31 protein-coding genes are annotated in these 24,908 nt (G+C 61.8%); 4 read left to right on the top strand and 27 right to left on the bottom strand.

What is annotated here, in order from left to right:
• Nucleotides 1-57 precede the first annotated feature (57 nt).
• A complete protein-coding gene (locus CQW31_RS04075) occupies nucleotides 58-2,337 on the top strand; it encodes a TonB-dependent siderophore receptor (protein ID WP_371858357.1) in 2,280 nt (759 codons plus the stop codon).
• A 175-nt stretch (nucleotides 2,338-2,512) separates the two neighbouring features.
• Here the strand turns inward: CQW31_RS04075 and CQW31_RS04070 are convergent, their stop codons facing one another.
• Nucleotides 2,513-2,704 carry a hypothetical protein gene (locus CQW31_RS04070; protein ID WP_054885888.1) on the bottom strand — a complete coding sequence of 64 codons (192 nt, stop codon included), beginning with the start codon at nucleotides 2,702-2,704 and terminating at the stop codon, nucleotides 2,513-2,515.
• A gap of 29 nt (nucleotides 2,705-2,733) precedes the next feature.
• Nucleotides 2,734-2,985, bottom strand: a complete 252-nt coding sequence (locus tag CQW31_RS31580; protein WP_249342212.1) for a DUF3079 domain-containing protein — start codon at nucleotides 2,983-2,985, stop codon at nucleotides 2,734-2,736.
• 135 nt (nucleotides 2,986-3,120) lie between these two features.
• Between CQW31_RS31580 and CQW31_RS04060 the strand changes: the two genes are divergently transcribed.
• Nucleotides 3,121-3,564, top strand: a complete 444-nt coding sequence (locus CQW31_RS04060; RefSeq protein WP_099813916.1) for a DUF2442 domain-containing protein — start codon at nucleotides 3,121-3,123, stop codon at nucleotides 3,562-3,564.
• 315 nt (nucleotides 3,565-3,879) lie between these two features.
• Here CQW31_RS04060 and xerC read toward each other — a convergent pair whose 3' ends face one another.
• The 12 genes from xerC to CQW31_RS04000 all read right to left on the bottom strand — a co-directional run bounded on the left by xerC (nucleotide 3,880) and on the right by CQW31_RS04000 (nucleotide 11,903).
• Nucleotides 3,880-5,055, bottom strand: a complete 1,176-nt coding sequence (gene xerC / locus CQW31_RS04055) for a tyrosine recombinase XerC (protein WP_099813831.1) — start codon at nucleotides 5,053-5,055, stop codon at nucleotides 3,880-3,882.
• Complete coding sequence (locus CQW31_RS31575) at nucleotides 5,052-5,264, bottom strand: DUF4224 domain-containing protein (protein ID WP_099813830.1); 213 nt, start codon at nucleotides 5,262-5,264, stop codon at nucleotides 5,052-5,054. Before CQW31_RS31575 ends, xerC begins: the two co-directional genes overlap by 4 nt.
• A 213-nt stretch (nucleotides 5,265-5,477) precedes the next feature.
• Nucleotides 5,478-5,960 carry a hypothetical protein gene (locus tag CQW31_RS31290; RefSeq protein WP_178075551.1) on the bottom strand — a complete coding sequence of 161 codons (483 nt, stop codon included), beginning with the start codon at nucleotides 5,958-5,960 and terminating at the stop codon, nucleotides 5,478-5,480.
• A gap of 202 nt (nucleotides 5,961-6,162) precedes the next feature.
• Nucleotides 6,163-6,576 (bottom strand): DUF2528 family protein, encoded by a 414-nt coding sequence (locus tag CQW31_RS04040; protein ID WP_099813829.1) that lies wholly within the window; start codon nucleotides 6,574-6,576, stop codon nucleotides 6,163-6,165.
• Complete coding sequence (locus CQW31_RS04035; protein ID WP_099813828.1) at nucleotides 6,573-7,025, bottom strand: hypothetical protein; 453 nt, start codon at nucleotides 7,023-7,025, stop codon at nucleotides 6,573-6,575. The genes CQW31_RS04040 and CQW31_RS04035 overlap by 4 nt, the downstream gene beginning before the upstream one ends.
• 62 nt (nucleotides 7,026-7,087) lie before the next feature.
• Nucleotides 7,088-7,381 (bottom strand): hypothetical protein, encoded by a 294-nt coding sequence (locus CQW31_RS04030; RefSeq protein ID WP_099813827.1) that lies wholly within the window; start codon nucleotides 7,379-7,381, stop codon nucleotides 7,088-7,090.
• Nucleotides 7,382-7,394: 13 nt separating this feature from the next.
• Nucleotides 7,395-10,193: a toprim domain-containing protein gene (locus CQW31_RS04025; RefSeq protein ID WP_178075554.1), complete on the bottom strand. Its 2,799-nt coding sequence runs from the start codon at nucleotides 10,191-10,193 to the stop codon at nucleotides 7,395-7,397.
• An 11-nt stretch (nucleotides 10,194-10,204) separates the two neighbouring features.
• Nucleotides 10,205-10,450, bottom strand: a complete 246-nt coding sequence (locus tag CQW31_RS04020; protein ID WP_054888407.1) for a hypothetical protein — start codon at nucleotides 10,448-10,450, stop codon at nucleotides 10,205-10,207.
• Between the two features lie 76 nt (nucleotides 10,451-10,526).
• On the bottom strand, nucleotides 10,527-10,895 hold the full coding sequence (locus CQW31_RS04015; RefSeq protein ID WP_099813825.1) for a hypothetical protein: 369 nt from the start codon (nucleotides 10,893-10,895) through the stop codon (nucleotides 10,527-10,529).
• A complete protein-coding gene (locus CQW31_RS04010) occupies nucleotides 10,892-11,194 on the bottom strand; it encodes an ogr/Delta-like zinc finger family protein (RefSeq protein ID WP_082423650.1) in 303 nt (100 codons plus the stop codon). The genes CQW31_RS04015 and CQW31_RS04010 overlap by 4 nt, the downstream gene beginning before the upstream one ends.
• The gene (locus tag CQW31_RS04005; protein WP_099813824.1) at nucleotides 11,191-11,673 is read right to left on the bottom strand and encodes a YmfL family putative regulatory protein; all 483 of its coding nucleotides are present in this window, start codon (nucleotides 11,671-11,673) and stop codon (nucleotides 11,191-11,193) included. The genes CQW31_RS04010 and CQW31_RS04005 overlap by 4 nt, the downstream gene beginning before the upstream one ends.
• Before the next feature lie 29 nt (nucleotides 11,674-11,702).
• Nucleotides 11,703-11,903: a DNA-binding protein gene (locus CQW31_RS04000; protein ID WP_054888410.1), complete on the bottom strand. Its 201-nt coding sequence runs from the start codon at nucleotides 11,901-11,903 to the stop codon at nucleotides 11,703-11,705.
• Between the two features lie 85 nt (nucleotides 11,904-11,988).
• Between CQW31_RS04000 and CQW31_RS03995 the strand changes: the two genes are divergently transcribed.
• The gene (locus tag CQW31_RS03995; protein ID WP_099813823.1) at nucleotides 11,989-12,312 is read left to right on the top strand and encodes a helix-turn-helix domain-containing protein; all 324 of its coding nucleotides are present in this window, start codon (nucleotides 11,989-11,991) and stop codon (nucleotides 12,310-12,312) included.
• Nucleotides 12,313-12,392: 80 nt separating this feature from the next.
• Entirely contained in the window at nucleotides 12,393-12,857 is a 465-nt protein-coding gene (locus CQW31_RS03990) for a hypothetical protein (protein ID WP_099813822.1), read from the top strand.
• A 285-nt stretch (nucleotides 12,858-13,142) separates the two neighbouring features.
• On the opposite strand, the gene CQW31_RS03985 is transcribed toward CQW31_RS03990, so the two are convergent.
• From CQW31_RS03985 to CQW31_RS03925, 13 genes are all read right to left on the bottom strand, one after another.
• Nucleotides 13,143-14,378, bottom strand: coding sequence for a phage late control D family protein (locus CQW31_RS03985; protein WP_099813915.1), 1,236 nt, complete (start codon nucleotides 14,376-14,378; stop codon nucleotides 13,143-13,145).
• Between the two features lie 29 nt (nucleotides 14,379-14,407).
• On the bottom strand, nucleotides 14,408-14,848 hold the full coding sequence (locus tag CQW31_RS03980) for a phage tail protein (protein WP_099813821.1): 441 nt from the start codon (nucleotides 14,846-14,848) through the stop codon (nucleotides 14,408-14,410).
• Nucleotides 14,849-14,853: 5 nt separating this feature from the next.
• Nucleotides 14,854-17,763, bottom strand: a complete 2,910-nt coding sequence (locus CQW31_RS03975; RefSeq protein ID WP_099813820.1) for a phage tail tape measure protein — start codon at nucleotides 17,761-17,763, stop codon at nucleotides 14,854-14,856.
• Complete coding sequence (locus CQW31_RS03970) at nucleotides 17,753-17,872, bottom strand: GpE family phage tail protein (RefSeq protein WP_099813819.1); 120 nt, start codon at nucleotides 17,870-17,872, stop codon at nucleotides 17,753-17,755. Before CQW31_RS03970 ends, CQW31_RS03975 begins: the two co-directional genes overlap by 11 nt.
• 8 nt (nucleotides 17,873-17,880) lie before the next feature.
• Complete coding sequence (locus tag CQW31_RS03965; protein ID WP_099813818.1) at nucleotides 17,881-18,216, bottom strand: phage tail assembly protein; 336 nt, start codon at nucleotides 18,214-18,216, stop codon at nucleotides 17,881-17,883.
• Nucleotides 18,217-18,243: 27 nt separating this feature from the next.
• A complete protein-coding gene (locus CQW31_RS03960) occupies nucleotides 18,244-18,759 on the bottom strand; it encodes a phage major tail tube protein (protein WP_099813817.1) in 516 nt (171 codons plus the stop codon).
• A gap of 14 nt (nucleotides 18,760-18,773) precedes the next feature.
• Nucleotides 18,774-19,946 carry a phage tail sheath protein gene (locus CQW31_RS03955; RefSeq protein ID WP_099813816.1) on the bottom strand — a complete coding sequence of 391 codons (1,173 nt, stop codon included), beginning with the start codon at nucleotides 19,944-19,946 and terminating at the stop codon, nucleotides 18,774-18,776.
• Between the two features lie 87 nt (nucleotides 19,947-20,033).
• The gene (locus CQW31_RS03950; protein ID WP_099813815.1) at nucleotides 20,034-20,465 is read right to left on the bottom strand and encodes a phage tail assembly chaperone; all 432 of its coding nucleotides are present in this window, start codon (nucleotides 20,463-20,465) and stop codon (nucleotides 20,034-20,036) included.
• Nucleotides 20,466-20,475: 10 nt separating this feature from the next.
• A complete protein-coding gene (locus tag CQW31_RS03945) occupies nucleotides 20,476-22,419 on the bottom strand; it encodes a phage tail protein (RefSeq protein WP_099813814.1) in 1,944 nt (647 codons plus the stop codon).
• Nucleotides 22,412-23,023 carry a phage tail protein I gene (locus tag CQW31_RS03940; protein ID WP_099813813.1) on the bottom strand — a complete coding sequence of 204 codons (612 nt, stop codon included), beginning with the start codon at nucleotides 23,021-23,023 and terminating at the stop codon, nucleotides 22,412-22,414. Before CQW31_RS03940 ends, CQW31_RS03945 begins: the two co-directional genes overlap by 8 nt.
• Nucleotides 23,023-23,934, bottom strand: coding sequence for a baseplate assembly protein (locus CQW31_RS03935; protein ID WP_099813812.1), 912 nt, complete (start codon nucleotides 23,932-23,934; stop codon nucleotides 23,023-23,025). Before CQW31_RS03935 ends, CQW31_RS03940 begins: the two co-directional genes overlap by 1 nt.
• Entirely contained in the window at nucleotides 23,931-24,275 is a 345-nt protein-coding gene (locus CQW31_RS03930) for a GPW/gp25 family protein (protein WP_099813811.1), read from the bottom strand. The genes CQW31_RS03935 and CQW31_RS03930 overlap by 4 nt, the downstream gene beginning before the upstream one ends.
• Nucleotides 24,272-24,847 carry a phage baseplate assembly protein V gene (locus CQW31_RS03925; RefSeq protein WP_099813810.1) on the bottom strand — a complete coding sequence of 192 codons (576 nt, stop codon included), beginning with the start codon at nucleotides 24,845-24,847 and terminating at the stop codon, nucleotides 24,272-24,274. The genes CQW31_RS03930 and CQW31_RS03925 overlap by 4 nt, the downstream gene beginning before the upstream one ends.
• Between the last annotated feature and the right edge of the window lie 61 nt (nucleotides 24,848-24,908).

Raw genomic sequence — 24,908 nt, 5'->3', positions numbered from 1 at the left:
CGTAACAAAAAATCATCTGCGAATACGAAACCTTCCCAAATGAGCCTCAAGAGCGCCATGAACGACTTCACTCCTGTTGTCCGGGGCGGTAGCCGCCTGCACCCGCTTGCCTTCTTCATTGCCGTCGCCATCAGTGGCAGCGCCCTGCCTGCCGAAAGCCAGCCGCTGGAACTGGAGGCCACGCAGATCGAGGACAGTGCGCTGGTATCGGCAGACGAAACCGGCCAGCTCGGCTACACGGTGGAAAGCACCCGCAGTTCCACCGGCCTGCAGCTGACCCCACGGCAGACGCCGCAATCGGTCACCACCATCACCCGCCAGCAGATGGACGACCGCGATGTGCACTCCATCGAGCAGGCGCTGGACACCACGCCAGGCGTGAGCGCCACCAAGTCCGAAGTGGGTGGGCGCACTGACTTCCGTGCCCGTGGCTACTCGATCAGCAACTGGAAGGTCGATGGCCTGCAGTTCCAGGGTGGCTCCGACTTCAGCGGTGGTGGTAATGCGCTGAACATGGACCTGTACGAACGCATCGACATCGTACGCGGCGCCAACGGCCTGCTCGGTGGCACTGGCGACCCGTCGGCCACCGTCAACCTGATCCGCAAGGCCCCGACTAAAACCTTCGGCGGCACCGCCTACGCCACCTACGGCAGTTGGGACAAACGCCGCCTGGGTGCGGACCTCAACCTGCCGCTGTCCGAAGATGGCCGCCTGCGTTCACGTTTCGTGATGACCCAGGGCGACGCCAACTCGTTCCGCGACAACCAGTCCGAGCGTTCGCGTGCGGCGCTGGCAAACTTCGAATTCGACATCGACGATGCCACCACGATTGGCGCCGGTTACCAGTACGAATACAACAAGGTGGTCGGTGGCGGCTGGGGCGCCAACATCCCGATCTGGTACAAGGACGGCAGCAAGACCGACTTGCCACGCAGCACCAACGTGGTGCCGAGCTGGAGCTTCGGCGAATACACCACTCGCACCGCCTTTGGCTCGCTGGAGCACCGCTTCGACAACGACTGGACCCTCGACCTCAAGGCGGCCCAGAGCACGGCCGAAGTGCTCAACCACCGCGGCCTGGCCAAGGTCAATTCGGCCGGGCGTGGCAGTTACGGCGGCTACTGGGACCAGGATGGCAGCGGCGCGGTGCTCAACGGCCTGCACAGCTCCAGTGACACCACCCAGCAGTCCGCGCAGATCGACCTGTCCGGCCCGTTCCAGCTGTTTGGCCGCACCCATCAGGCGATGGTTGGCTACAACGACAGCCGTACCGTGGCCTGGTCGCCGGAATACAGCTGCAACATGGTCAGCGACGACCGCGTCAGCGCACCCTCGGTGGGCTGCCAGTTCCGCGCCAACAACGGCTTCCCGTTGACCGACTGGCACAACGGCGTGGACAGCGACTACGACATGATCGCCTCGCGCACCGGTCGCCACAGCAAGACCACCACCCGTTTGCAGGGCATGTACGCCGCCACCCGGTTGAGCATTACCGACCCGCTGTCAGTGATCGTCGGCGTGCGCACCACCGATTATTCGGCGACCACCAACAGTGTCGCCGGCGTGCGCAGTAACCAGCAGAACAACGGCATCGTCACCCCCTACCTGGGTGCGGTGTACGACCTCAACGACACTTACTCGCTGTATGCCAGCTACACCGACATCTTCAACCCGCAGACGGCCGAGACCGAAAGCGGCACCAAGGTCGAGCCGATTCGGGGCCAGAGCTACGAGACCGGCATCAAGGGCGAGTGGCTGGACGGGCGCCTGAACGCCTCGGCGGCATACTTCCGCACCAAGCAACAGAACAAGGCGGTACTCGACGACGGCTTGACCACGCCGACCGGTGGTGACGCCTACAAGGCCGGTACCGGGCAGGAAACCGACGGTATCGACCTGGAGATCGCTGGTGTGCTGACCCCGAACTGGAACGTGTATGCCGGCTATACCTACCTGCATTTCCGCCGCGTCGACAGCGACGGGCGCAGCGACCCGTCGCACCTGTTCAAGGCCTCGACCACCTATCGTCTGTCTGGCTCGCTGGATCGCCTGACCCTGGGGGCTGGGGTGAAGGCGCAGACCAACATCCGCGCCATTTCCAGCCCGGCAGGGCAGCCGGTGAACGGCGTGAGTGCCGGGGCGACCGACGTGAACTGGTCTGGTTATGCGATCTGGAATGCCATGGCCAAGTACCAGCTGACGGATGACACCACGGTGAGCCTCAATGTCGACAACGTCTTCGACAAGCACTACTACACCCAGTACGGCTTCTATGCCGGGGCGATCTACGGTGACCCGCGCAACATGTCGCTGACGGTCAGCACCGCGTTCTGATCAGTTGGGGCCACCAAGCGGCCCCACTTTGTCGGGGGCAACTGTGATGTACAGACCTTGAAGTCGACGCGATCCCTGTGGGAGCGGGCTTGCCCGCGAACACGGGCGAAGCCCGTGCCATCCACCGCAGTGCCTGCTTCGCGGCTGAAGCCGCTCCCACAAGCCATGCGCAAGGCTACTCGTCCTCTGGCATTTCATCAGTGACCATGACGCGTACATGCGAGCCGCACGGGTCTTCCATGTGCAAGCCAAAATAGCGGGAGTCGTTGGCATCCCAGAACGCCTCGACCTGCGCCATGGAGGCATTGGCAAGCAGCACTTCGGCGTTGTGTTCCAGGATGATCGAGTAACGGATTTCGGCATTCATTGCACAGGGGCTCACAACGGCGGATTGGATTAATTGCTGGCGATGCCATTATGCCAACCTGCTGATTTTCGATCTTCGCCACTCGTCGCACGGTGCCGCCCATCGTCGGCAAGCCCCAGTGTTCTGTCGAAGCTTTTCCAATCCTCGCCAAACAGCTCCGCAGGATGCATCGTCCGCTCCGCTCCATTGCCGCAGGCGAGGGCCTTGGCCGGGCAATACAGGTCACACCCCCAGCAGATTCGCTCGGGGTGGCTTGGGTTCTGTGGAAATTTCCTGGCCATGGCACGCCTCCAGCGCTAGCCGTTCGACCCCAGCCTATGCCCGCCACCCCTACCCGGTTTGATCGAGATCAACCTTTTGCTGCATCTACGAGGTCATGGATTCGCTTCTTGTTGTACCGCCAATTTGGCGATTCGATGAAACGTCCCCGCTTGCGGGCGGTTGAGCCTCGATCAGGCTCCCGTCTAGAGCTTACTTTTACCAATGGTCAACACTTCATCCTGGATATGAGCGAGGCGCTCAAGGCGTATCCGGGGCTGGCACCACTGGCCAAGCGAAAAGCGTTCGATGGGGTGGTTTTGGGTGACGGTGGATGGTCGGTGGAGTGGCCGGAGTTGGATATTCAGATCGGTGCCGACACCCTGTTGCTGGATGCGCTCGCGCAAACTGCTCCTGATGAGAACACCCGGTTATTCATTCGCTGGCGCCTACGGCATCGGATGACGCTCGACCAGGCTGCCGAAGCGCTGGGCGTGAGTGCACGTAGCATCAGCCGCTACAGTAGTGGTCGGGAAGCGGTGCCACTTACTTTGGCGCTCGCTTGTTTGGATTGGGAAACGTTGGAACAGCGAGCGGCCTGATTGGGTGTGCTGGGTCAGTTCAAGGTGTAGGTTTTAGTCAAGATTGCCGGGGCCGCGTTGCTGCCCTTCGCGACATGAGGCCGCTCACAGGGACTGCACTGACTCACGTGGGCTTTCGGGGACTGAAAACAAAAAAGGCCCACCTTTCGGTGAGCCTTTTGAGTATTGCGTATGGTGCCGGCACCAGGAATCGAACCCGGGACCTACTGATTACAAGGCACCTGCACACAACAAGGAAATCAATGAGTTACGTCACTTCCTTGTTACGCGCAGGCGCTTGAAACGCCAATGTTTTCAGGGGGATATGAGAGCTTGTTACGCGAGGGGGCGAGGCGTTTTTGGTGTATCGGAGGGGTCTACAAGCGGCAGGCTGAGGTCATAGATGTCGAGCATGGCTTCGTCGCGGTGGCCACTGGCTTCCTGCTTCTCTGCTCGGGTACCTGGTGTGTCGGTGATGCCACGGCGCTTGAGGTCGTGCAGGCCGTAACGCTCTTCCTCCTGGAGCACGCCGGCCTCGATCGCTTTCGTCATGAAGCGTTGCCAGGCGGTGTCCAGGCCAGACTTGCTCAGAGCCATGCCTTGGCTGCCAACTATCAGCGGCCGGCGCTCCGGCCGTAGGGGAGTGGGAAAACTGCGGCTGGTCCATATTTTCAGGCGGTAGGCCTTGGCCTCGTCCCATACCGCACGCAGGCGAGGTGTCCAGCGGACAATGTTGTCCCGGCTGCCTTTGCGGCGGTTGGTTTGGACACCTTCCTCCAGCTCGTTCGCATCGGTCAGGGTGACGACCTCGATGCCGCGGAGCCGGCACAGGTAAGCCAGCTCCATCGCGATGCTCAGATATACAGGGCAGCTGCCTGGCTCATTGCGGTGCAGCCGGCCGAGCGCCTTGGCCCGGTCGATCATATCTTCCATCACCGCCACGGATGGCAGGCGACGCTGCTTGCGCTCAGCCGGAGCTTCGACTCCCTGGGCAGGATTGCTGTCCACGTAGCCACGGTTCCGCCCCCATTGCAGGACGCGGCGCAGGTAGCGCAGAACATGGGCGGCTTTTGACGGAGTGCCCTCGGCGGCGATCTTGTCTACCAGCCGCTGTACAAGGGCGGGAGAGAAGCGGCGCACCGCCAGATCGCCCAGCGGCTTGCCCATCCTCGTGTCCTGGTTAACCAGGACATCGCGGCAATAGACATAGTCTTCCTTGGTGCGGGGCGAGAGCTCATCTTTGAACTTGGGGCTTTCGTGGAACTGCTGGCACAGGTAGCGCAGGGTGTCGCGATCGGTGTTGCCGAACTCGTCCATGATCCGGTGCAGCTCGGCCAAGGTGGCGTCTGCCGGTGCCACATTTCGCCGGCACTGCTTGCCGTTTTCGTCACGGTGAGAGGTGTACCAGATCCCGGAACCACGATGGTCAAAGTAGATAGCCGCGGGGAGCGCGGCTTGGTCGATGTGGCTTGGAATATGCGGATTGTGCTTCCGCTTGCGGGCCTTCTTCATAGGATGTCGGCGTCGTATCGCTCCGGTTGGCCGGGGCTCACGCCTCCGGCACGGTTGATGAGGTCAATGGTAGTCCAGGGCCCGGACTTGCCGCGAAACATGCGTATACCCTGCTGGATCAGGGTTCGCTCAACGTCCGATCGACGCTGGTAGCCGGTGATGCGTTGGAGGTCCTCAAAGCTGAGAACGTCGCCGATTCCATTCCCCATACTATGTCTCGCAAAAGCGCCCGCCGGCATTATCGTTTAGTGCCGGCGGGGTGATTATTAGAAGTGGTAAGCAGAGTTTCTAGAAACTACTCAGTCAGCCATAACAAAAACCCATCAACCCCGTAATCCACCATGTCAAGCGCTGAGCCACCTCAAACGCGAGGCCTGCGCAGAATCCCGTGAGCAGCGCTACTTTGATGATCGTCGTGCTGGTCATCGTTCACGCTCCAATTGCGAGACGCTGCCCTGGTCCTCGCCGAGGTCGATCAAGGCCGTTTTGTAGCAGGGGTACCCCATTCGTTGCGCGCTGAGCTCCAGTGCTTGGGCATGGATGACCCCGCGCTCTCGCTTGATCTTTTTCGCCAGTCGTTTCAATCCCTTCAGCGTCTGGGGCGGAGTCCAATCTGCCGCCAGCTCGTTCCCGGGTTCAGCTTCAGCCTCAGCGATCTGCTGCTGGACGGGCCGTGCCGCAAACTGAATTACCCCGTTTTCCTCACGGCGATCGCCGGCGAACAGATCCAGCTGGGCCAGCTCAAGTCCGAGCTTGGTTGCCAGCGCTTGGGCAGCCATCTCTGCACTGATCGTGCTGCTCGCGGTAGTTCTCACGCCTCGAGCGCGAGCTGTGTAAGTGCCAGCACCCAGGCGCACGGTGATGACCTGGTCTTCAGAAATGTGTGTGGTTACGTTTTTGGTCATTTGCGGTGCTTCCTACGGATTGGGGCTTGTTTATCGCGGTGCGATGCACAGTGATTGGTTTGGCGGTACTCGGTGCAGATCACGACGACATCGGCGCCGTCACGGCGATGCACAGGCATCGAGCTGAACGGCAGACCGGTGCAGTCGCCGTCTCGCTTGGCACACCCATCGCACCGCACACGCCGTGGGTAGAACTGAGGGCTCATGACGGCACCTCCGACAAGGCCACTTCCTCAAACATGGGCATTTGAACGTCGGCCGCAACGACCCGGATCCCGCACCAACCAAAGTTGTCCCAGGGGACCTCGCCTCCCCAGCCTTCGCTGTTGTGCAGCTCTTTGCTCACACTGTTGCTGAGCCACTCGTTCCCTTCGCTGAAATCCGCACCGCCATCGTTCAGCATCTGGCAGATCATTTCCTGGCCAGCCAGGCGAATTACTGTGCGGACAACGTCTTCGTGTTCCTCATCAAGACGGTCCTCGTGCCCGGTCCAGAAGCGGTTAATCAGCTGGGCGCGCTCAGCGGTCAGCCGGTTGAGATCCACTTCGAGAGTTACCTCGTAGTCCTTCCAGGTGTCCTTGACCTTGAATTTCTTGATGTTGAGAGAAAGGGTCATTGAGCATCCCCCTGTGCAGAGGTGCGGGCCGGCTCAAATGCCAGAAGCAACCCGGCCATGTAATCAATGGCTTGCATGGCGTTATCGTCTTCCTCGCCGAATACCTCGCGGGCCATCGCTTCGGCGCGGGAAACAGCCGATTGCCAGTCTGCTGGTGGTTCTTCCGCAACAACGTCGGCGTCCCAGCCTGTGGCTCGGCGCCGGCGCATCAGGTTAAGGGCATCGGCCGCGCCCTGTGCCAGTCCGTGATAGCTGCCGTCAGCCAGGTCATCTACGAACGTCTCCAGCGCATCCATGGCCGCAAGGCCGTGTCCCATGCTCCAGGCTACGACCTCGCCGCCGTCCACTTCCCGCGGGACGGTCTTGCCAGAGGCGCCGCGAATCACCAGGGTGTCGTAACGCATTGTGTTAGCCTTCTGTGCGCCGACTTCGGGGTTTTCTACTTGCATGTGGTTCTCCTTGGGTTTGGCTGGTGCCGCGGAGCTGCAACTCCTTGGCACCACTTTCGAATTCAGTTGCGGCGGGCGAGGTGGACGACCAGGTCGTCGAACCTGTCGTCGTCTTCCACACAGCTCTGCCAGGCCAGAACCTCAAGGATCTGCGCCCTGGTGCAGTCGTCGACCAGAATCTCCCGCTGCCCAGCTTGGAACCGGACTTCCAAGATCGAGAGCAGACCGTCGCCTGCATAGGCACCTGCGTTGACGATCGAGTGGTCCTTGCCGGCCTGGGCCAGGCGGTCTCGCTCCTGCTGCAGCTGGCTTTGCCCGCAGCCGCCGGCATTGCCCATCAAAACGTGAATCAGCATGGTGGCTCCTTGTTCAGGCCTGGAAGATCCAGCACTTGACGATGGGTTGTTTGGTGATCGTGTAGTTGCTGCTCTTGGCCTGGTGGGAACGCACGGCGCTGTCAACGGCCTTGTTGACCTCGATGAGCTTGTGGGAGCGGGAATCCTTGAGCCGATCGCGCAGCTCGTTGATGTCAGCCAGCTTCTGGCGATGCTCGGCCGCACATTTGACGAAGTCGTTGAGGTTGATGGCGATCACGTGGTCTTTTTTGCTGTGGTTCACCACCGGGCCGTCGGCGTCGAGGCCCTGCAGGTATTCGTAGACCTCCCAGAATTCCGCTACCACCGGGTGGTCCGAGCTGATCGAGGCTTGGCGCTCGATCGCCATCCGGACAAGCTGGGCACGGGTGTGAATTACCTGGTTCTCGCTGAGGTCAATCACCAGGCCCAGGCAGTCCAGCAGGGCCAACATCTGCGCATGGTTGTAGATGATTCGCTCAACGCGGATGTACCCGCTGAGCTTGTTGCCGCAGTGCTGGCAGTGGTTTTCCTCGCCCTGGAACGGGGTCTGGCAGACGAAGCAGTGCGAGTGCAAGGCGCGGAGCTTGGCCTCATACACCGGCAGGCGCTGGGCGAACAGCTCCAGGACCTCAGCCTCCTTGCGCACAGCTCGCAGCAGGAAGTTGCTCAGCAAGGCGCCGTCCAGGCTGTTCAGCCGATCGGCGGCGGCGCGGCTCTCGACGGTCACCTGTGGGCGCACGAAGTGCAGCTTCACGATCCTGGTCATGATCGCTTCTGACGCCACTACTGGGGCGTTCTGGCTGATCGCGATCGTCCCGCGGAACGGCGGCTCATAGGTTTCGTTGCCGGCGGTCTTCACGCCCTTGGTCGCCAGTGTGCCGCCACCGAAGTAGTCCTTCAGTTCGTCCCACTCGAAAGTTTTGGCGTGGGTTTTGTCGTCGCCGCTGCGGTCGGATTCGAGCAGCACCACCGGCATGCCGGATACCTGCCCCATCAAACGGCTACGGCCCGCTTTGGTGGACTTGGCCGGGTCGAAGCCTTCATACCCTTCGCGGCCGAACAGCTTCCACAGCAGGGTGAGCAGGGTGGTCTTGCCCGCGCCGGCCTCGCCGGTCGCCTCCAGGAAGGGGAACGACTGATATTTGTGCCGGATCTGCTCGGCGAAGAGCGAGCCGAACCAGAAGTTCAGCGCGACGATTCCCTGGGCGCCAAAGCAGGTCCACAGAAGGTCCAGCCACTCCGGGCTGTAGCGCTTGTCGTCGCGCTGCAGGGCCATTTTCACGCCCTTCTGCAAGCTCTTGAGCTTGAGCTTGCCCATCTCGAAGAACTCTTCCTCATTCACGGCGACCACCTGGCCGTCGCGTACAGCCACCTCGTTGAACACGTAGCAGCCGTATTCCCGGCTGTAGCCGATATAGTCGATCGTCTGGACGGTTTTGATGCCGAAAAGCTGGTCTTTCATGATCTTGTCCAATTGCTGTCCACTACCGGTGAACACGGCTCCGGCACCCATGCCGAGAAGTCTTTTCTTGAATTCGCTTGCGGTGGCCACCTGGCTGCCGGTGAAGGTGTTCTTCACGGCTGCACCGTCGTGCGGGAAGTCGACGCGGAAGAAGTACCAGGACTCGTCGGTGATTTCGTTTCGCTGGTAGTACAGGGCCTTCGGGTAGCAGTTCGCGATCTCGACCACGCAGCCGGACATGCGCAGAGCCTTGGCCCGGCGCGCCTTGTCGTTCAGTTGCTGGTCTTCTTGGCTCTCGCTTGAGTCCAATGCCTGCATGGCGCTGTTGAACTTGGAAATGTCGAGCCGCCACCAGTAGAGGCGGGAGTCGAAGCCGAAGTGGAATTCCTCGCGCTCTCGCCACTGGTACATCAGCAGCGCCTTCTCCACCGCGCTCTCGGCAATCAGCAGCGCGCCGTGGTGCTTGGCCTCGTCCAGCTCGCTCTTGATGCGATCAGCACGGGCTTCGTCGTCATCCATGAATGCCCAGCGCTGGTGCAGATCGTTCCAGTCCACCTTGCGGGCGTCTGGCTGCGGGATCTGGGCAGCCTCACAGGTAAAGCCGAGGGCGCGTGCCTGCTTGACCCAGGCCTTGGTGTACTTGTGCGCACCTGGTTCGTTGTCGAGCGCCCAGATCAACTTGGGCGTCTTGCCTTCGCAGGTGGTGATAAGTGCCTTGAGTGATTCCTCGGGGTAGGCATTGGAAGACAGTGCGGCTACAGCGGCGATGCCGTTATGCAGCAAAGCAATGGCGTCGAAGATGCCCTCAACGATCCACAGTTCCTTGACCTCCTGCAGGTCGAGGCATGGCGGGCACCACCAGTAGCCCTTGTAGCTCTGGCCAGGCTGGAAACGCGCCTTCTTCTTGCCGAAGCGTGCCGGCTGGTCGATGAGGCGTTCCCAGTAGCCGCCGTGATCGAGTGGAAAGCGTACCGTCGCCGATCCGATGCCCAGCTCCCGATCGAAATAGTTCTCTTGGGTGTACCAGCCCTGGATCAGGCCAGTGTTGAAGCCGCGGGCAAATGACAGGTAGGCCATGGCGCTGGCCGCTGGAGCCTTGTCGGTTGCCGGGGCGCGCTTGCTCCAGTCGTCGAACAGGTCAGGGTAGATTTCCTTGACCGGCGCCATGTATCGGCACTTTTCCTCGCGGCCGCACCGGATGAACCAGGGGTTGTCGTGACGCGAGAACAGCCGGCGTTGGTTGCACTGAGGGCAGGTGCCCTTTCGCATGTACTCGGTACCGGCCATGTGCTGCAGGCCGTAGTCACTCTCAAGGCGCTGCAGTACATCGGCGCGCAGCTGGTGTTCCATTGGCTGTCGAATCACCGCGCACGCTCCGTCGCTGCAGCATTCAACTGTGCTTCCAGGGCCTTGTGAGTGCGGCTGATGCCGCGCAGGTGGGGCAGGTCCTCCAGCACTTTGCGGCCGCGTTTGCCGCTCGGGACGTTGCGATAACGATCGGAGTACCAGACCTCCGACATGGCATGGGTGTACTGGCCGGCAAGCCACTGCAGGTATTGCTTAGCCTGCTGCTCGTCCAGGGTGAGTTGGATGGTGATGTTGCTCATTTCGGCCACCAGTAGGATGCAGTTTCCCCTTACCCACGCGGTACGGGGCATCGGGAAGGGGTTTATTCGGGGTGTGTCAGGCGTTGCAGTTGTGAAGCATGCGGCGCGGTAGATAGCGTGCCGGCACCTGGTAGCGGTGCTGTGTAACCGTGTCCAACAAGATCAGGCTCGGCCTGAAGATCCCGCTGGATGCACAGACGCCGACCATCTGCAGGCGCTTGGTGGTCTTGCTTTCGAACTCAGCGACGGCCAGCTCGGCAATCCGCTGCACTAGGTGCGCCGGCACTTCCAGTGAGTGCGACAGGTATTGGCTGCAGCTCTGCAGCACCTGGTGATCGCCTGACAAGTGCAGACCTTCGCGACGGAACAGGTAGGCCACTGCGGCCTGCTGCATAGCGGCCCGGTAGTCGGTTTCGTGGTTGGTGGTCAGGGCAACGGCGTTCATGCGAGTGCTTCCTCCATGTCCAACTGGTCCAGCAGGTCGGGTTGATCATCAGTTGCAGCAGATTTCATGGCTTGGCGCCGGAGGGCCACAGGGGCTACAGGCAGGCGAACAGAAGGGTTCGGCATGCCGCTCGGGCTCATCTCATGGGTCATTTCGAACTGGGCACGGACGGACCAGCCACAGGCCTCGTTCACGCACTGCAGGTAGGCAATGCGCAGGAAAATGTGGGTGCCTTCACTGGTGCGGATGCGCATCTTGCTGCTGCAGTGGGGGCATACGAGCTTGTAGGCGCTGCTCACTTCGCACCCCTTACATTGGCCGCGCTGTAAAGCTGGATGGTTGCCGCGACCTCGGCGGTACGAGCCGCGAAATAACGGGTAAGGGCTTGGATGATGGCCAGCGCCTCGCAAGCTTCAATGACGCCATCCTCGATCGATGCTGCGATTAATTGATCGATTTGCCCCAGCTTCGCGTCGGTCTTCAACGAGCGCCGGAACAGCTCCACGTTGTCCAGGTCTTCGGTTTTGGTCAGCGGCACGAACATGCCGCCGTAGAGTCGAGCGATGAACTCGGGCAGGTGTGTGGTGTTGGCTACCTGCTCAAGCTGATGAATCTGGTCATAAGTCAGCGGGCGGCTGCCGGCATTCTCGTAGACACGGTTATCGAACTGCTTCAACTGAAAGCCGAGGTGTGCAGCTGCACATTCACGACCGCCTGGGTAGGCGCAAACAACCGCGCTTACGACCTGGCGCAGGGTTTCTAGAACGGGGGTCTTCATGTTCTGGTTTCTTCCTTGGGCCAGGGGGGCTACTTTTCGATATCGCCGAGTTTGATACCGAGCAGCACTGCTGCCCGATGAGCTTCGCCATATCGGCCTTTCTTGCGACCGTTGAGCAGATCACTGACGAGGTTTTTGTTTAGGTTGTGCGTGCGACTGAACTCGGCGATGGAGATGCCGGCTCGATCGAGCTTTTCGCGTGCTTGATCCAGCGTTAGGGGGGCGGGCATAGTGTTCATCTGTGTTCAAACGTGTTCATGTAGCGGTGATGATGGTTCAATAAATTGGACCAGTCAATGCCTAAGGTTTAAAAAAATGGCCATCGGCGATCGGCTGAAGGAAGAAAGGTCGCGTCTCGGCTTTAGTCAGACGGACCTGGCAGGGGTTGGTGGCGTGGGAAAAACCACGCAGATCAACTACGAGAAGGGCGAAAGGAGCCCGGATGCGAGCTACCTGGCTGCGGTGGCCGGGAAAGGGGTGGACGTTCTCTATGTCGTCACCGGTGAGCGCAAGCCGCAAGAGCCGGGCAGCCTATCCGCTGAAGAGGCGCAGTTGATTGAGCGGTACCGCCTCATGTCTACCGAGGGACGCAACACCATCAATTCGGTCAGCGAGGCGCTGGCGACCTTCAACAAGTAATTGAGCAGGATCGGCGGGCGCCGGCCCTCGCTCTTCAGGCGTTCGCGGTCCGGCGGCTGCGACGGTATGGAATCCAAGGAATGAATGGTTTCGGACGTGCTGTAGTGCGCGGCGCTGGTGCGCTGCTGGTTGCGCTGTCGATAGGGAATGCGTGTGCTAGTGAGTTCAGCGATAAAGCCGAGCGGGCTTTTTCGTCGATCGATTCGGTAAGCGAAACGGGGTCAACTGGTAAGGTTTCGCTCAAGGTACCGGAGCGCAGCCCAACGTTTTACGAAAGTGGTGATAAAGCGAACAAGGTGTTTGCGATCGACTCTGTTCGGGTCTTCCGCGATGTACCAAAGCTTGAGCGACTCGTGCTCACCATTCCGAGAGAAGGCAAGTTGCAGACCCTGGACGTTACAAGGGCTCAAGTCGAGCAGTACTACGGCATCAGCCTGACCGAGATGGCTGCCACCCCTTCTAGCTGGCGTGAGAGCTTCATTCAGTCACACGACAACAAGCAGTCGCGTGCTGACTTCGTCAAGAAGTTTGTTACAGAAAAATAATGCCACTTTGATATCAAGTGGGCTGGTGGCACGCGGCGTCATGCAGAAAATAGGTGACTCCCGAGCGTTTAGTACGGTGCCATGGTGGTGCCGAGCGCTTGAAATGGAGTTTCTATGCTGGATCGCAAGTTCCCAAGTTTGAAGGACCTTATTCGTGTGGTGTGGCTGTTCTGTCGTAGGAGTGACGCCCAGCGCCGGCAAATCACGATGATTCTTGAAGCCTTCGAAGTGCAGGACCACTCATAGAGCATTGCCAGCCCCGGTCATAGAACCGGGGCTTTTTCATTATCCTTTGGCTTGCTGCAGTTTCTTCCACTCCCGATCAGCTGCCTTTTGTGCGGCCTCCTTGCTGTCGTACACCCGCTTGATACGCTTGGGTTTCGTTGCGTCGCCGGCTACGACAGAGGTTTCCTTGCCTGTCGCCTTGTCCCTGTAGAACGCCACCACCCCGGTGTAGGCGCCATCTTTTGGCTCTTCGTACAGCCCATCCACGGAATCCTCTGGCAGTTTGCTTTCCAGCTCCAGGCTGGTGGTGAATCCGCCGTCGGCTGTGAGGCTGTGCTGGACGTTGCCGCCGTACCAGACAATCGCATCGATCTCGCCTTTGATGCCGCGCAGGCTGTAGGTCAGTTCTGGAATCAGGTCTGCTCGGCCTTTCGCCAGGTTGTAGCTCAACGTGGCACTACCGCGCTGCAGGCGGTTCAGCTCCGATCGGGCGGCACGTAGTGCGGAATCGCGATCGCTGTAGGTGTGCCGCAAGTCCTTGACCTTGTCGCCGCCACCGGCAATCGCCTCCTGTTTTTTGGTGCTGCCCACGTCGTAGTAATAGGCCTTCACTCCGTCGTAACTGTCCCGATCGGCCTGCAGGAACCGATGACCATCACCGTCGCGCCTGGTTAGGGTGATGTGGGGTAGAGCGCTGCCGCCTGCAGTCTTGCCCCCGCCTGCGGCCAGACATACCAGGCAGCCGGCTTTCACCGAGATAACCGCGTCGTGCATCTCGCCAAGCCGGGTGAGGATGTTGGCATCGGACTCGTTGGCCTGGTCCAGGTGCGCAACAGCACGCGCAGCAACTGCAGCCGCGATGTTGGTTTTGAGGTCGTTCGCGCTGGCGATGTCGCTAAGGATCTGGCCGAGGGTAGTGGTGTTCCAGCTGCGCTCGCGCTTGGTCTTCAGGCCGTTGCGCAGATCTGCCGATCGAGCGCGGATGTTGAGCATGTCGGGCGCGCCGCTGTGCTCGGTTTCGTCAACGGTGAATGAGCCCTTGTAGACCAGGCCTGTGTCGCTCCAGCCCAGCCACAGCTTCACCACGGCGCCCCGGGGCGGTATCTCCAGCAAGCCGTCGTCGTCCGTGAGACTGAGGCTCAACTGATCAGCCTCAAGGCCACGGTTGTCGGTGAGCTGGAGGCTGGACAGCCGCGGGCTGATGCTCTTGGCGATGTCCTTGCCGTTGACGGTCAGGCGGAAGGCCGGCACTGAGTTACTGTTGTCCCGCTGCATCTCGTTCTGAACATCCCGCATGTACGCTACGACGCGCAGTTCCTCGTCAGTCACACCAGTGTCCTCAGCAGACTGATGCCGCTGCTGGCCACACTGCCGAGCAGATCGATGCGGCCGGCATCGATACGGGCCAGAGCCAGATTGAATTCAATGCGCCGGGCTTTGCCATCGGCAAAGAACAACGTCTGTGTCTCGCTCAGGCTTTCGATGACGTACAGCCCGAGCATGCGCCCGGTACCGTCGACCAATGACCAGGCGCGGCCGGTATTGGCCATGCTTCGCAGCTCATCCAGGCAGACCGGGGCGCCGGCCAGCTCGGGCAGGATGACGCCGGGCAGAGTGATCTTGTCATCGCCGCGGCCGACGAACTGCCGTGCTGGCGGTGCGCCCACCCTGTTGCTGCTGGCGTATCGCCAATCGGTCTGGCGTTGCAGTTCTTGGTAGGCGAGGGTGTGCATGCTGAAAACGAACATGCCCAGAGCGAGCATCATGTCGGTTACTCCTGATCAGAAAGGCGGCTGCGCTGGCGAGCGGATTTCTCCCGGTTGCGGCGATCCAGTTCGGCGCTGACGGCACGGGCAATGGCTTGTGGGTCCATTCCTGGTGCTGGGTGAATGTTGATGTTGATGATGTCGTGGCTGTCGCTCACGCTCGGCGCCGCTGCAGCGACCGGTGACCGATTATCCAGGCTGATGCCGGGGGCCGTGTCGGTGGCCAGCGCCTTGCCCGTGCTGAGCTGGGGCGCTACAGCTTTGATATCTGGCTGACCTACTCGGGCCTGCGCCACCTGCTGGCTCACGCTCATCGCTTTGGCCGGTACAGCTTTGGCTTCGGCGACTCCGGGTGCGACTGTCTTCAGGTCGATCCGCCCGGACTTGGCCAACTGCTGGTTGAGGGTGGCTATCTCAGCAGTGCCGATTCGGTCAGCCTCTGGCGCTGCGAGATCGGCTTGGCTCAATTGCGTGCTCAGGCTGCTGGAGCTGCTCGCGAGCGCCTTGCCAGCCTCAACTTCAGGTGCGGTCGCCACGAGGTCGAATTGTCCGGCCTTGGTCAGGTCCTGGCCCATGCGAGCCACAGCGTTCAGCGGGGCTTTAGCTCCGGCGTCGACCCCCATGGCCAGGCCTTCAGTGGTGAAACCGCCCAGCTCAGCAAACACCCGTGACGGGCTGTGGATGCCGAGCTTTTCCTTGAACCATCCGATAGTGGACTCGCCAAGGCTGGTGATGGTGTCTTTCACAAGGCCGAGGCCCGCTGTCAGGCCGCTGATCAGCCCGCTGATGATCATTCCGCCGAACTCGGTGAAGCGTGCCGGCATCTCGACGCCCAGGTAGTTGAGGACTGTAGAGAACGCCTGATACACCAGGCCGATCGGGCTGAAGTTGGCCAACACCGTGAGGATGCCGGTGATGCCCCCGCTGAATCCGGCCTTGATCTCAGCCCAGGCACTGGTGAAGTAGGCCTTCACCTGGTCCCAGTTTTGGTAGATCAGGTAAGCCGCACCGGCAATCACTGCGATCGCCGCCGCGATGGCCAAGACCACTGGGTTGGCAGCCAAGCCCCACAGAGCGATCGATACTGCGCGTATTGCCCCGAGCAGACCGCCGGATAGCACACCGATCAGCTTGCCGATCATCGGGAGCACTGTGGCGCCCTTGAGCGCGAACAGCGACATGCCGTACTGGGCCAAGGCAAACGGGCCTAGCACGCTGGCCAGGGCAATGGTCAGGGCACCCATACCTGCCACCAGTACAGCGACAGCGGCGGCGCCTTTCGCGATGCCGGCAGCCAGTTCGGGGTTGGCACTGATCCAGGTCTTTGCGGAACCGACGATTTCAGTGACGGTTTGCACCAGCTCGCGCAGTGGCCCGCTCTCGCCATCTACAAGTGCGCCGACCAACGCGCCCCAGGTGCCGGTGAGCTTGTCCAGGTCGCCGCCCAGGTTGTCGCGGAAGGTCTTGCCCATCTTATCCGCCGCCCCGGTGATGTCGCCCAGGCTGGCGGTACCGCCGGCCAAGGCTTTCAGGAATTCGGGGATCTGGTCGACAGCGAGGTCCTCAACGGGCGTACCGAACAGCGCAATGGCTGCGTTGGCTCGCTCTGCCGGATTTTTGATGCGCAGCAGGGCGTTGGCTGTCTTTGTGAGGGCCTGGCGGGCATCGGTACCACCTTTGGCGATGGCAGCCGACATCTTCCCTGCGTTCAACCCGATTGAGGCGTAGGCCTCTTTGCTCGACTTGGACATGTCCGAGCCACGGATGGAGAACTCCTTGATGGCGTCCCCGGTCTTGTCCAGGGCGAATTTGCCCTGCTTGGCCATGTTGACCAGGAGGCTCATGGCTTCTTCGCCGCTGAAGCCCATCCCGCGGAAGTGTGTCGAGTACTCATGGAGGATTTCAGGGATTTCGCCGCGCATCTGCGTCGAAACTTTCTGCAGGCCTGCGGCGACCAGGTCAAAGGCTTGCTCACTGCTGCCAGCCAGGCCGTTCTTCATCAGGATGCCGACCATCTGGATGCTTTCGGCTACGTCGATACCCATGATCTTCGAGAGATCCAAGGCGCGTCGCGCTGCAGCGTCCAGTTCCTTGTCGCCCACGTCACCCAAAGCGCCCAGCGTGCTCTTGGCTGCGGCCACGGCTTCGCCGATCTCAGCCACGTCGGTGCTTTGCCCGTCCGTGCGAATGTTGCGGATGATTTCTACGTACTGGGTGGCGCGCTCTGGCGATTCGCCGGACTGGGCCGCGATCATCGAGGCCTGATGCGTGACCTCAAGTTGAGGGGCTACCAGCGCGGCACCTGCCATCCCGGCGCCGACGCCGCCCGCGATGCCAGCAGCGCCTGCACCAGCCATCTTGCCGGCCCTGTCCTGGACCTTCTCCAGCCGCGCTTTGGCCTGAGCAGCCTTGCGCTGGGCGGCAGCCAACTGCTTGAGCCTGGCTTCCTGCTGTTCGATGGTGTGATTGGTCTGCGCCATCTCCTGGCGCAGCGTTGCGTTGTGCTGGTTGAGCTTTCGGGTGTCGATACCGGCTTCGCTGAGCCGGCGCTGGAGGCCCCGCAGCGCCTCCTGTTCATCCTTAGTCTGTTGCTTGAGCGCGTTGGTGGCGCGAATGGCCGCCTGAAACTCAGCCGTCATCTGCTTGGTCGGGGCGTCCACCGTGGACATCGCCCGGCCCATTTCCTTGACCTTGGCCCGCGCCTCATCCAGCGCCTTGGCTGTTTCCCGTGCCTGGGCATGCTGTTGTCGCCAGGCGCTCACGTCCTTTTGCTGGGCGTTCAGTTCCTTGAGGCGCTCGCGGGTTTCCTTGAGCGAGCGGGCGGTATCCTGTCCGCCCTGGTTGATTTGGCGCAGCGGCGCGGTGGCTTTGTCCACGGCGTCCAGCAGCACCCTCAGCCGTAGATCATTTGCCATCACCGCTACTCCTCACACGCGCTCGCTCGCGCCATTCCATCAGTTCTCGGATCCCCAGCCGGTCCATGTCGGCCGGGGTCCAGTGGAAAACCACGGCCAGATCGGCCATGGCATCGTCTACGCAACGAGGGATGCGTCCGTCTTCGTCCGCTTCTGCAGCAAAAAACCGGTGACCTTCACGCCGATCGCGACCAGGTCGGCCGGGTCCATGGCGCGAACCTCGCCCTCGGTCAGCTGGCTGATGCGCGGTACCAACTTGATCAGCGCGCCGACATCCATCTGCAGCAGGTCCGAAAGCTGGATGCCGCGCAGCTCACCGGACGAAGGTTTGCGCAGAGTGACGACAGACAGAGTCGATTCGCCGCGTTTTACCGGGGTGTCCAGCTCTACAGCGTTGTCATCCTGGGGCAGTGCGGTTGCTTCAACGGTGACGGTGGATTTTTCAGTGCTCATGGGTGTTCAGTCCTTACAGTTGTGGGGTTAGAGGCCGATGGCCCGGCGCTGGGCGGCCAGCATGTCGACACCGTTGACGTTCTCGACGAAGTTCAACAGGTCGATTTCGACCAGGACGGAACCGTCCATGGTCAGCTTGTAGTAGCTGCAGGTGGTGGTGATGGTGTGCTCGGTGTCTTCCCCGGCAACGGCCTCGCCCATGTCGAGGGTCTCGTGACGGCCACGGACCACGACTTCCACGGCGCTCACTGCTGTGGTGTCGTCACGCTGATAGGAGCCGGCGAAGCGGATCATCAGGCCCGAGGCGCTCTGGTTGGCGAACTGCTTGATGACCAGGTCATCGATGCCGCCGATCTTCCACTCCAGCTGCAGGCCGTCGTCGGAGAAGCCCAGGTCGGCCTTCACCGGACCGTTCATGCCGCCGCCGCGGTATGCCTCCATCTTCCGGGCGAGCACGGGCAGGGTGACGGACTTGGAGATCCCCACGTAGCTCACGCCGTCGTGGAAGGTGTTCATGTTCTTGAGTTTGCGTGGCAGTGCCATTGTGCTGGCCTCCGTCAGCTATTGATGCGGCTGGCGAAGTCCGCCAGGTAACGGTCGGTGATGCGCTGGCGGAAGTTCAGGTCCTCCAGCGGCGGTACCGGGGTGTAGTCGTAGTCGATGAAGAGTTTGCCGGCCTTGAGGGTGGCTTCGGTGTTGGCTTCCTCGTCGTACCAGGCCTCGCCGCCGATCAGGTAGCCCCCGGAGATCAGCTCGCGGAACTTGGCGTTGATGCCTTCGATCATGTCCCGGACCAGCGAGGGGTGCATGGGCTTGTCCATGGCCCACATGTGCGCTTCCGCCATGGTGTCGGCGAGCACCTGGGCGGTACGGGTGTAGTTTTCGAACGCGAACAGCGGGTCATCGGTGCAGGTCCGGCTGCCCCAGAAGCGGTACCCATCGGCATTGATGAGGGTGGTCACCTCATTGCCGTTCAGGTAGTTGGCATCGGTGGCGGGGTTCTGCAGGTCCCAGAACACGTCGGCGCTGATGCCGGTTACGCCATTGACTGGCACGTTGGACAGGGTTTTGTGCCAGCCGGTGTCCTGGTCGATCTTGGCGCGCAGGCCCAGCGCACGCGCTACAGCAGGGGCGGTGTCGGTTGCATCCGACTCGGTGTTCCAGTACTCGAAGTCAGGCCAGATGACCATGACCTCGCGGGCGCCGAAGTTTTCGCGGTAGGCGGTGGCCTCTTCCTTGGTCTTGCAGCCCGCTGCACTGACGTAGGCGAAAGCGCGCAGCTGCTGCGCGATGGCGACCAGGGCGGTGGCCACCGGTTGCGAATCCAGGCCAGGAACGCCCAGGATGCGCGGGGTGACCTTGAGACGGCCTTTCGAAGCCAGCAAGGCTTTCATGCCGGTGTACTTACCGTTCTCGTCGGTGCCGCCGATGATGTTGCTGTTGGTTTCGGCATCGGTCTCGCCGGCCGCAACCCGCACCACAACGGTGACTGGCTGAGTCTGGTCGGCAATCGCCTGCAGGCTGGCCGCCAAGGTGCCGGTCTTGCCAGCTTTGGCGATCGCACTCTGCACGCTGGTGAGCAGGACAGGGGTATTGAGCGGGAACGCGACCGGATCGGCGTCGTCTGCGGTGCAGACCATGCCGACGATCGCGGTGGAAACGGTGCGGATAGGGCGGGTGCCCTCGTTGATTTCGACGACGCGCACGCCGTGATGGTATTCGTCGGCCATGTTGGATGCCTGTGCAGTGGAATGACACTGCACAGGCTGCCGCGCGCGCGGGGGATGGGCGAGGAGATGGCCCTGTAGCAGGCCGTCCTACAGTTGCTGTTCGGTCAGCCAGGTTGGTGCCACGGGTCGCTGCGCCGTATCAGGGAAGGCGGCGGACTGCGGCCAGTCGCGCAGCTTCTGAATGTAGCCCAGCAGCTCCACGAAGCGTTCCGGGGTCAGGGTGGTCGGCCGGAACAGCTCTTGTTCGTCGCGGTGACGGTCGCGCACTCCACCGGCCCGCACCATCTCGCTGTCGCGCCAGGCGCGCTCATTCACCGGATCGGCCACCACGGCACGCACCTTCAGCGACGGCGGCACAGTGCTGAAATCAACTGCAGCGCCCTTTGCCGCCCCCTCGCACAGCGCTTGGTACAGCTCGTGGTACAGCTCCTGGCTGACCTCAATAGCGTCTGCCGGAATGTGCTCATGCACGCCCTCGAAGAAAAACGCCTGTTCACTACAACTCGCAAAAATGATCATCACACCCCCGTCAGTTGCCAATCGCTTGCCAGTACACAACGCGAACACTGTTCAAGTTGTTATCCATAAACGCTTGCATGTCGACGCCAGCCTTCACTGGGTAGCCGACGCTCAATTCCTGGCGGCAAGTTCGGTAGACGCCTTGAGCGTCATAGTCGGAGTTCCAGACGCCGATAGACGCCACCACGTTGAAACAGTTGTTGGGGAACGGCGTCGGGAAGGCTACGTCGATGTTGGCGGTAGCTACCCCGGCCGGGGTCAAGATGTAACCCCACTGCTTCATGAAGCCGCCCGGTAGCTTTTGCCAGCCATAGTTTCCCTGCAGGGAGGCGAAGCTAGCGGCGTACTGGTTGGCGGCAGTGCCACCGACGATGAACCACAGGTTGGAGCCCGCAATCAGCAGCATGTTGTCGCCTGGCTGCATGACCATCGACGTCAAACCGGCCGACGCGCCATAGCCGATCTGGTCTCCGCCCTGCCGGGCAATGGTGACCGGCACCGGCCCCCAGTTGAACAGCAAGATGGCGTCCGCCGTGCGCACGTCCGATGACAGCGGCAGCGTCAATGTCTGCCCCGCCGCCGTCCCGTAGAACTCCACCGCCGAGCCCACGACGGTCGCGGCTAGCGTTGTGCTGACGGTGTAGGCGTTGAACCGGGAAACCGACAAGCCGGACTTTTTCACAAACTCGGTAGTGGCCACCGATTTATCGTTGTCCAGTTGCGCTGGCGTGGGGGCCGTTGGGTCACCAGTGAATACCGGGCTCGCCAGTGGCGCCTTGAGCGCCAAGGCGTTGGTCACGGTGGTGGCAAAGTTCGGGTCATTGCCCATCGCCGCTGCCAGCTCGTTGAGTGTATCCAGCGCGCCAGGGGCCGAAGCGATCAGCGCCGAGATAGCTGCCTGCACAAAAGCCGTGTTAGCCAGTAGCGTCGAGTTGTTGCCCGCTGCCGGTGTCGGCGCCGTTGGCGTGCCGGTAAAGGCCGGGCTGGCCAGGTTCGCCTTGAGTGCCAGGGACGTGTCGATCTGGGTCTTGGTGTACACGTCAGTCAGGCCATAGCCCGCCACAGTGGTCGGGTTGGTTGCAGCAGTTACCCGACCGTAGGCGTCCACCGTCACGCTGCGGTAAGTGCCTGCGGCCACGCCTGTGCGCCCGAAGGCCATTTCATAAGCCAGAGCGGTGACGCCCAGGGTAATTGGCGCATCGGTCACCAGTTGCCAGGCGCTGTCGGCGTTGACCGTGCCTCGCTCTACCAACACCAGCATGCCCGGCGTTACTTCGGCACTGATGTCCGCGTCGGTGCTGCGCACCCATGCAGCAGTAGCAGCAACATAGATCCCGTTGTCCTTGGCGGCGGCCTGGTTCTTTACCAGGACGCGGGCACCGGCGGCCAGTGCAACGCCGTCCACGGTCTGCAGGCCGCTTAAAGTGATGGCCCCGGTGGTCGCGGCGACGACCGAATGCTTGAAGTCCTGCTTTGCCAGCTCCGAGGTAACCCACTCCCGGGTGGCCAGCACCACGGCAGGATCGATCTTCAGTTCCACGTTGCTGGAGCTGCTGACGATCAGGTTCAAACGAACGACCTGGGTACGCCCTGAGCCCTGGCTCAGCAGCGGTTTGAAGGTCGGCGGGCAGTTGGCCACGGCGACCAGGTTGCCATCGATGTCATAGAGCCCGACCTCGCGAATCCATTTTCCGCCCTCGTCGGCGGGGATGACCTGCTCGGCAACGATGATCGAGCTGTTGTTGTCGTCGACCTTCAGTTGGTTGAGCGGCGCACGGCGCCACTCAGCAATAAGGCTGGTCTGCGAGGCATTGGGTGTTGGCTCGGTGCCATTGGCATCGCCCACGCCCATATGAGTGATCTTCCAGGGGATGCCCAAGGCATCCGCGTTAGCCTGCTTTGCGGCCCCCACGTTGGTGAGGATCGCGTAGAACTGCGAGTTCTGGTCAGCCATGTGCAATGTCCAGTGTGTCGATGGTGTGTTCGCGGCCCCCGCGGCCGATAGACCCGGTCATCTCGATGTCACGGAGGGCTGGCGGGTAAATGTCCAGGTCGTCGCCGTCATACAGCCCGCCGGCAACGGACAGGGAACCGGTTGTTTCGAGGCTGATCGCCAAGCCGGTCAGGTGCCGGCTGACGGGCCTGGCGTCATCGATCAGCCATGTGAGTTCCTGGTAGGTTTCCTCGCTGATGCCTTCGTCGGAGACGCCAACCTTGATCGCAAACGTTCCTGGAACGCCCTCTGGCACCGTCTGAAACCACTCGATCACCTCGATTAGGTAGCCGAGCGGCTCCACCACTCGGCGCAGGGCGCCAATGGTCCCTTTGCGGGAGTGGATGTAGTACGACGACCGGATAGCGCCCCGCTTGGCCGATTCGCTCCAGCGGCTGTCCCACCGATCGACGGAAACGGCCCAGGCCAAGAAGGGCAGCAGCGCCACCGGGCAGCGATCGGGGTTAATCAGGTCACGGATGGGCACTGGTACACGCTCGATCTGAGCGAGCGCCTGGGCTGCTTGGCGTTCCAGGTCCGTGGCATTGCCGGGCAGCAGCCTCATCATTCAGCCCCCTGTGTCAGGCTGATGCCGGTGCAGTAGGGCGCCTGGCTGTCCGTGGCGTTGATGTCAGCCCAGCCGGCAAGAACCACCTTGCGCACCCCTTCGACGTGCAGGGCGGCGTGCACAGCTGATTCAGACACCTGCATACCCAGTCGGCGGCGTTGTGTTACGAAGGCCTGCAGTTTCTGCGTTGCGGCATCAAGGATCGGCTCGGCCTCTGGCCCCAGCGTGTTCAGGTAAAGCGTTGCAGTAACCTGGTACGGCAGAACCTCAGCGCCCTGCACGATGAGGCGGTCAGCGACAGGCCGGCGGTCCTCATCGTTCAGGTACGCGGAGACGATGTTGATCAGCGCCTGGTCGGCGGTGCCATTGCCCAGAGCAGATTGGATAGTCACCACGGCCACGGCGGGCGACGGGCTTTGAGCTGTGGCGTCTGCGACCCTGCCATCCGCCGCCCTGGCGTGGAAGATGTAGGAGTTGCGCGGGCCAGCAGTGCTCAACCCTTCAAACGCCATCTGCGCCCGCTCTCGCAGAGCCTCATCACCCTCAAGTACCTGCGGGATTGGCGGAATCGCTTGCGGCTGGGCGGCCTGGATCACCAGGCGCTTGACGTTGACGTTGGCGGCGACCTGGTCCAGATCGCTGCCAGTGGCCGAGCTGAGCAGCACCGCGAGGGCGGACTCGTTCACGCGCTGCCGCCAGATCATTTCCCGGTAGGCATTCTCCTGCAGCAGCTTGGTGATCGGCTCGGACTCGAGTTCTAGCCGACCGGCGATCTCGGCCTGCTCATCGGCTGGCCAGAGGCTGATGGCGTAGGCCTTGCGGTCGGCCAGGATCTGCTCATAGTCGATCTGCTCGACCACCTGGGGTGCCGGCAACTGGCTGAGGTCGATCGGTAGAAAGGTGTTCATGCGGTGCTCCCCAGCTGCAGCGGCATGCGGACGTTGAACTCTTCGTTGCTGTCGACCAGGACGGCGGTCATGTCCAGCTCAGCCCGCCCGGTCAGGTCGGGGATGTTCAGTTGCACGCGGGTTAGGTTGATGCGCGGCTCCCAGCGGAGCAGGGCCATCGCGGTAGCTGCGTACAGGCGCAGGCAGGTGGTTTCGTTAAGGGGTTGATCGATCAGCTCCGGCAGCAGGCTGCCGTACTCCCGGCGCGCAATCCGGGTGCCGATGCGGGTAGTGAGGATGTCCTCGACAGACTGGGCGATGTGCTCACGGGTGGTCAGGGTCGAGCCGTTCCGGCGGTTCATTTGGCAGGCACTCCTGTTTTGCTGCCGCCGACCTGCACGCCGCCGTGCGTATGCGTTACCAGACTGATTCCCGCGGCGATGACGTCTTGCGTAACTGTCACAAGTCCGGTCACGGTCTGGTTTCCGGTCTGGACATAGTTACCTTCGTGGGTGATGTCGCCCTTGATGTGGATACCGCCCGTGCTGATCAGCTCGGTGGTACCGCCGTCCGGCAGGGTGGCGACCAGGTGATGCGCCACGCTGTCGTACTCGACCACGGCGCCATCGGCGTAAGTGCGGCGATGCAGGCCGGCGCGATCGCCATTGGCTGGAATCAGGTCACTGAAAAGGCCGGTTACCGCCACACCGTTGGCCAGCTGACCGCTGGGCGACAGCAGCAAAACTTGCTCGTTGACGGTGGGCGGGTCCCATTCACGGTTCTCGCCCGCTCGCCAAGCGAGCCACGGCAACCAGGTTGTCAGCATTCCGCCGGTCTGGACCTTCACACGGGGCGGCACGTGTTGCACCTCGGCGACGGTGCCGAAGCGGATCAGGTTTTCCAGCAGACGGTTGAGTTCGGCAAGGGAGTTCATGCCGGCGATGGTCGCGCCACGCGTGCGCGAGCGCAGCCGGTGGCGGTTGTAGCGGGCGCGG

It is taken from the genome of Pseudomonas sp. 382, assembly GCF_002759075.1.
In the GTDB taxonomy this organism is placed as follows: domain Bacteria; phylum Pseudomonadota; class Gammaproteobacteria; order Pseudomonadales; family Pseudomonadaceae; genus Aquipseudomonas; species Aquipseudomonas vlassakiae.
The sequence above is the reverse complement of the archived record's forward strand: the minus strand, read 5'-3'. Positions and strand labels throughout refer to the sequence as shown.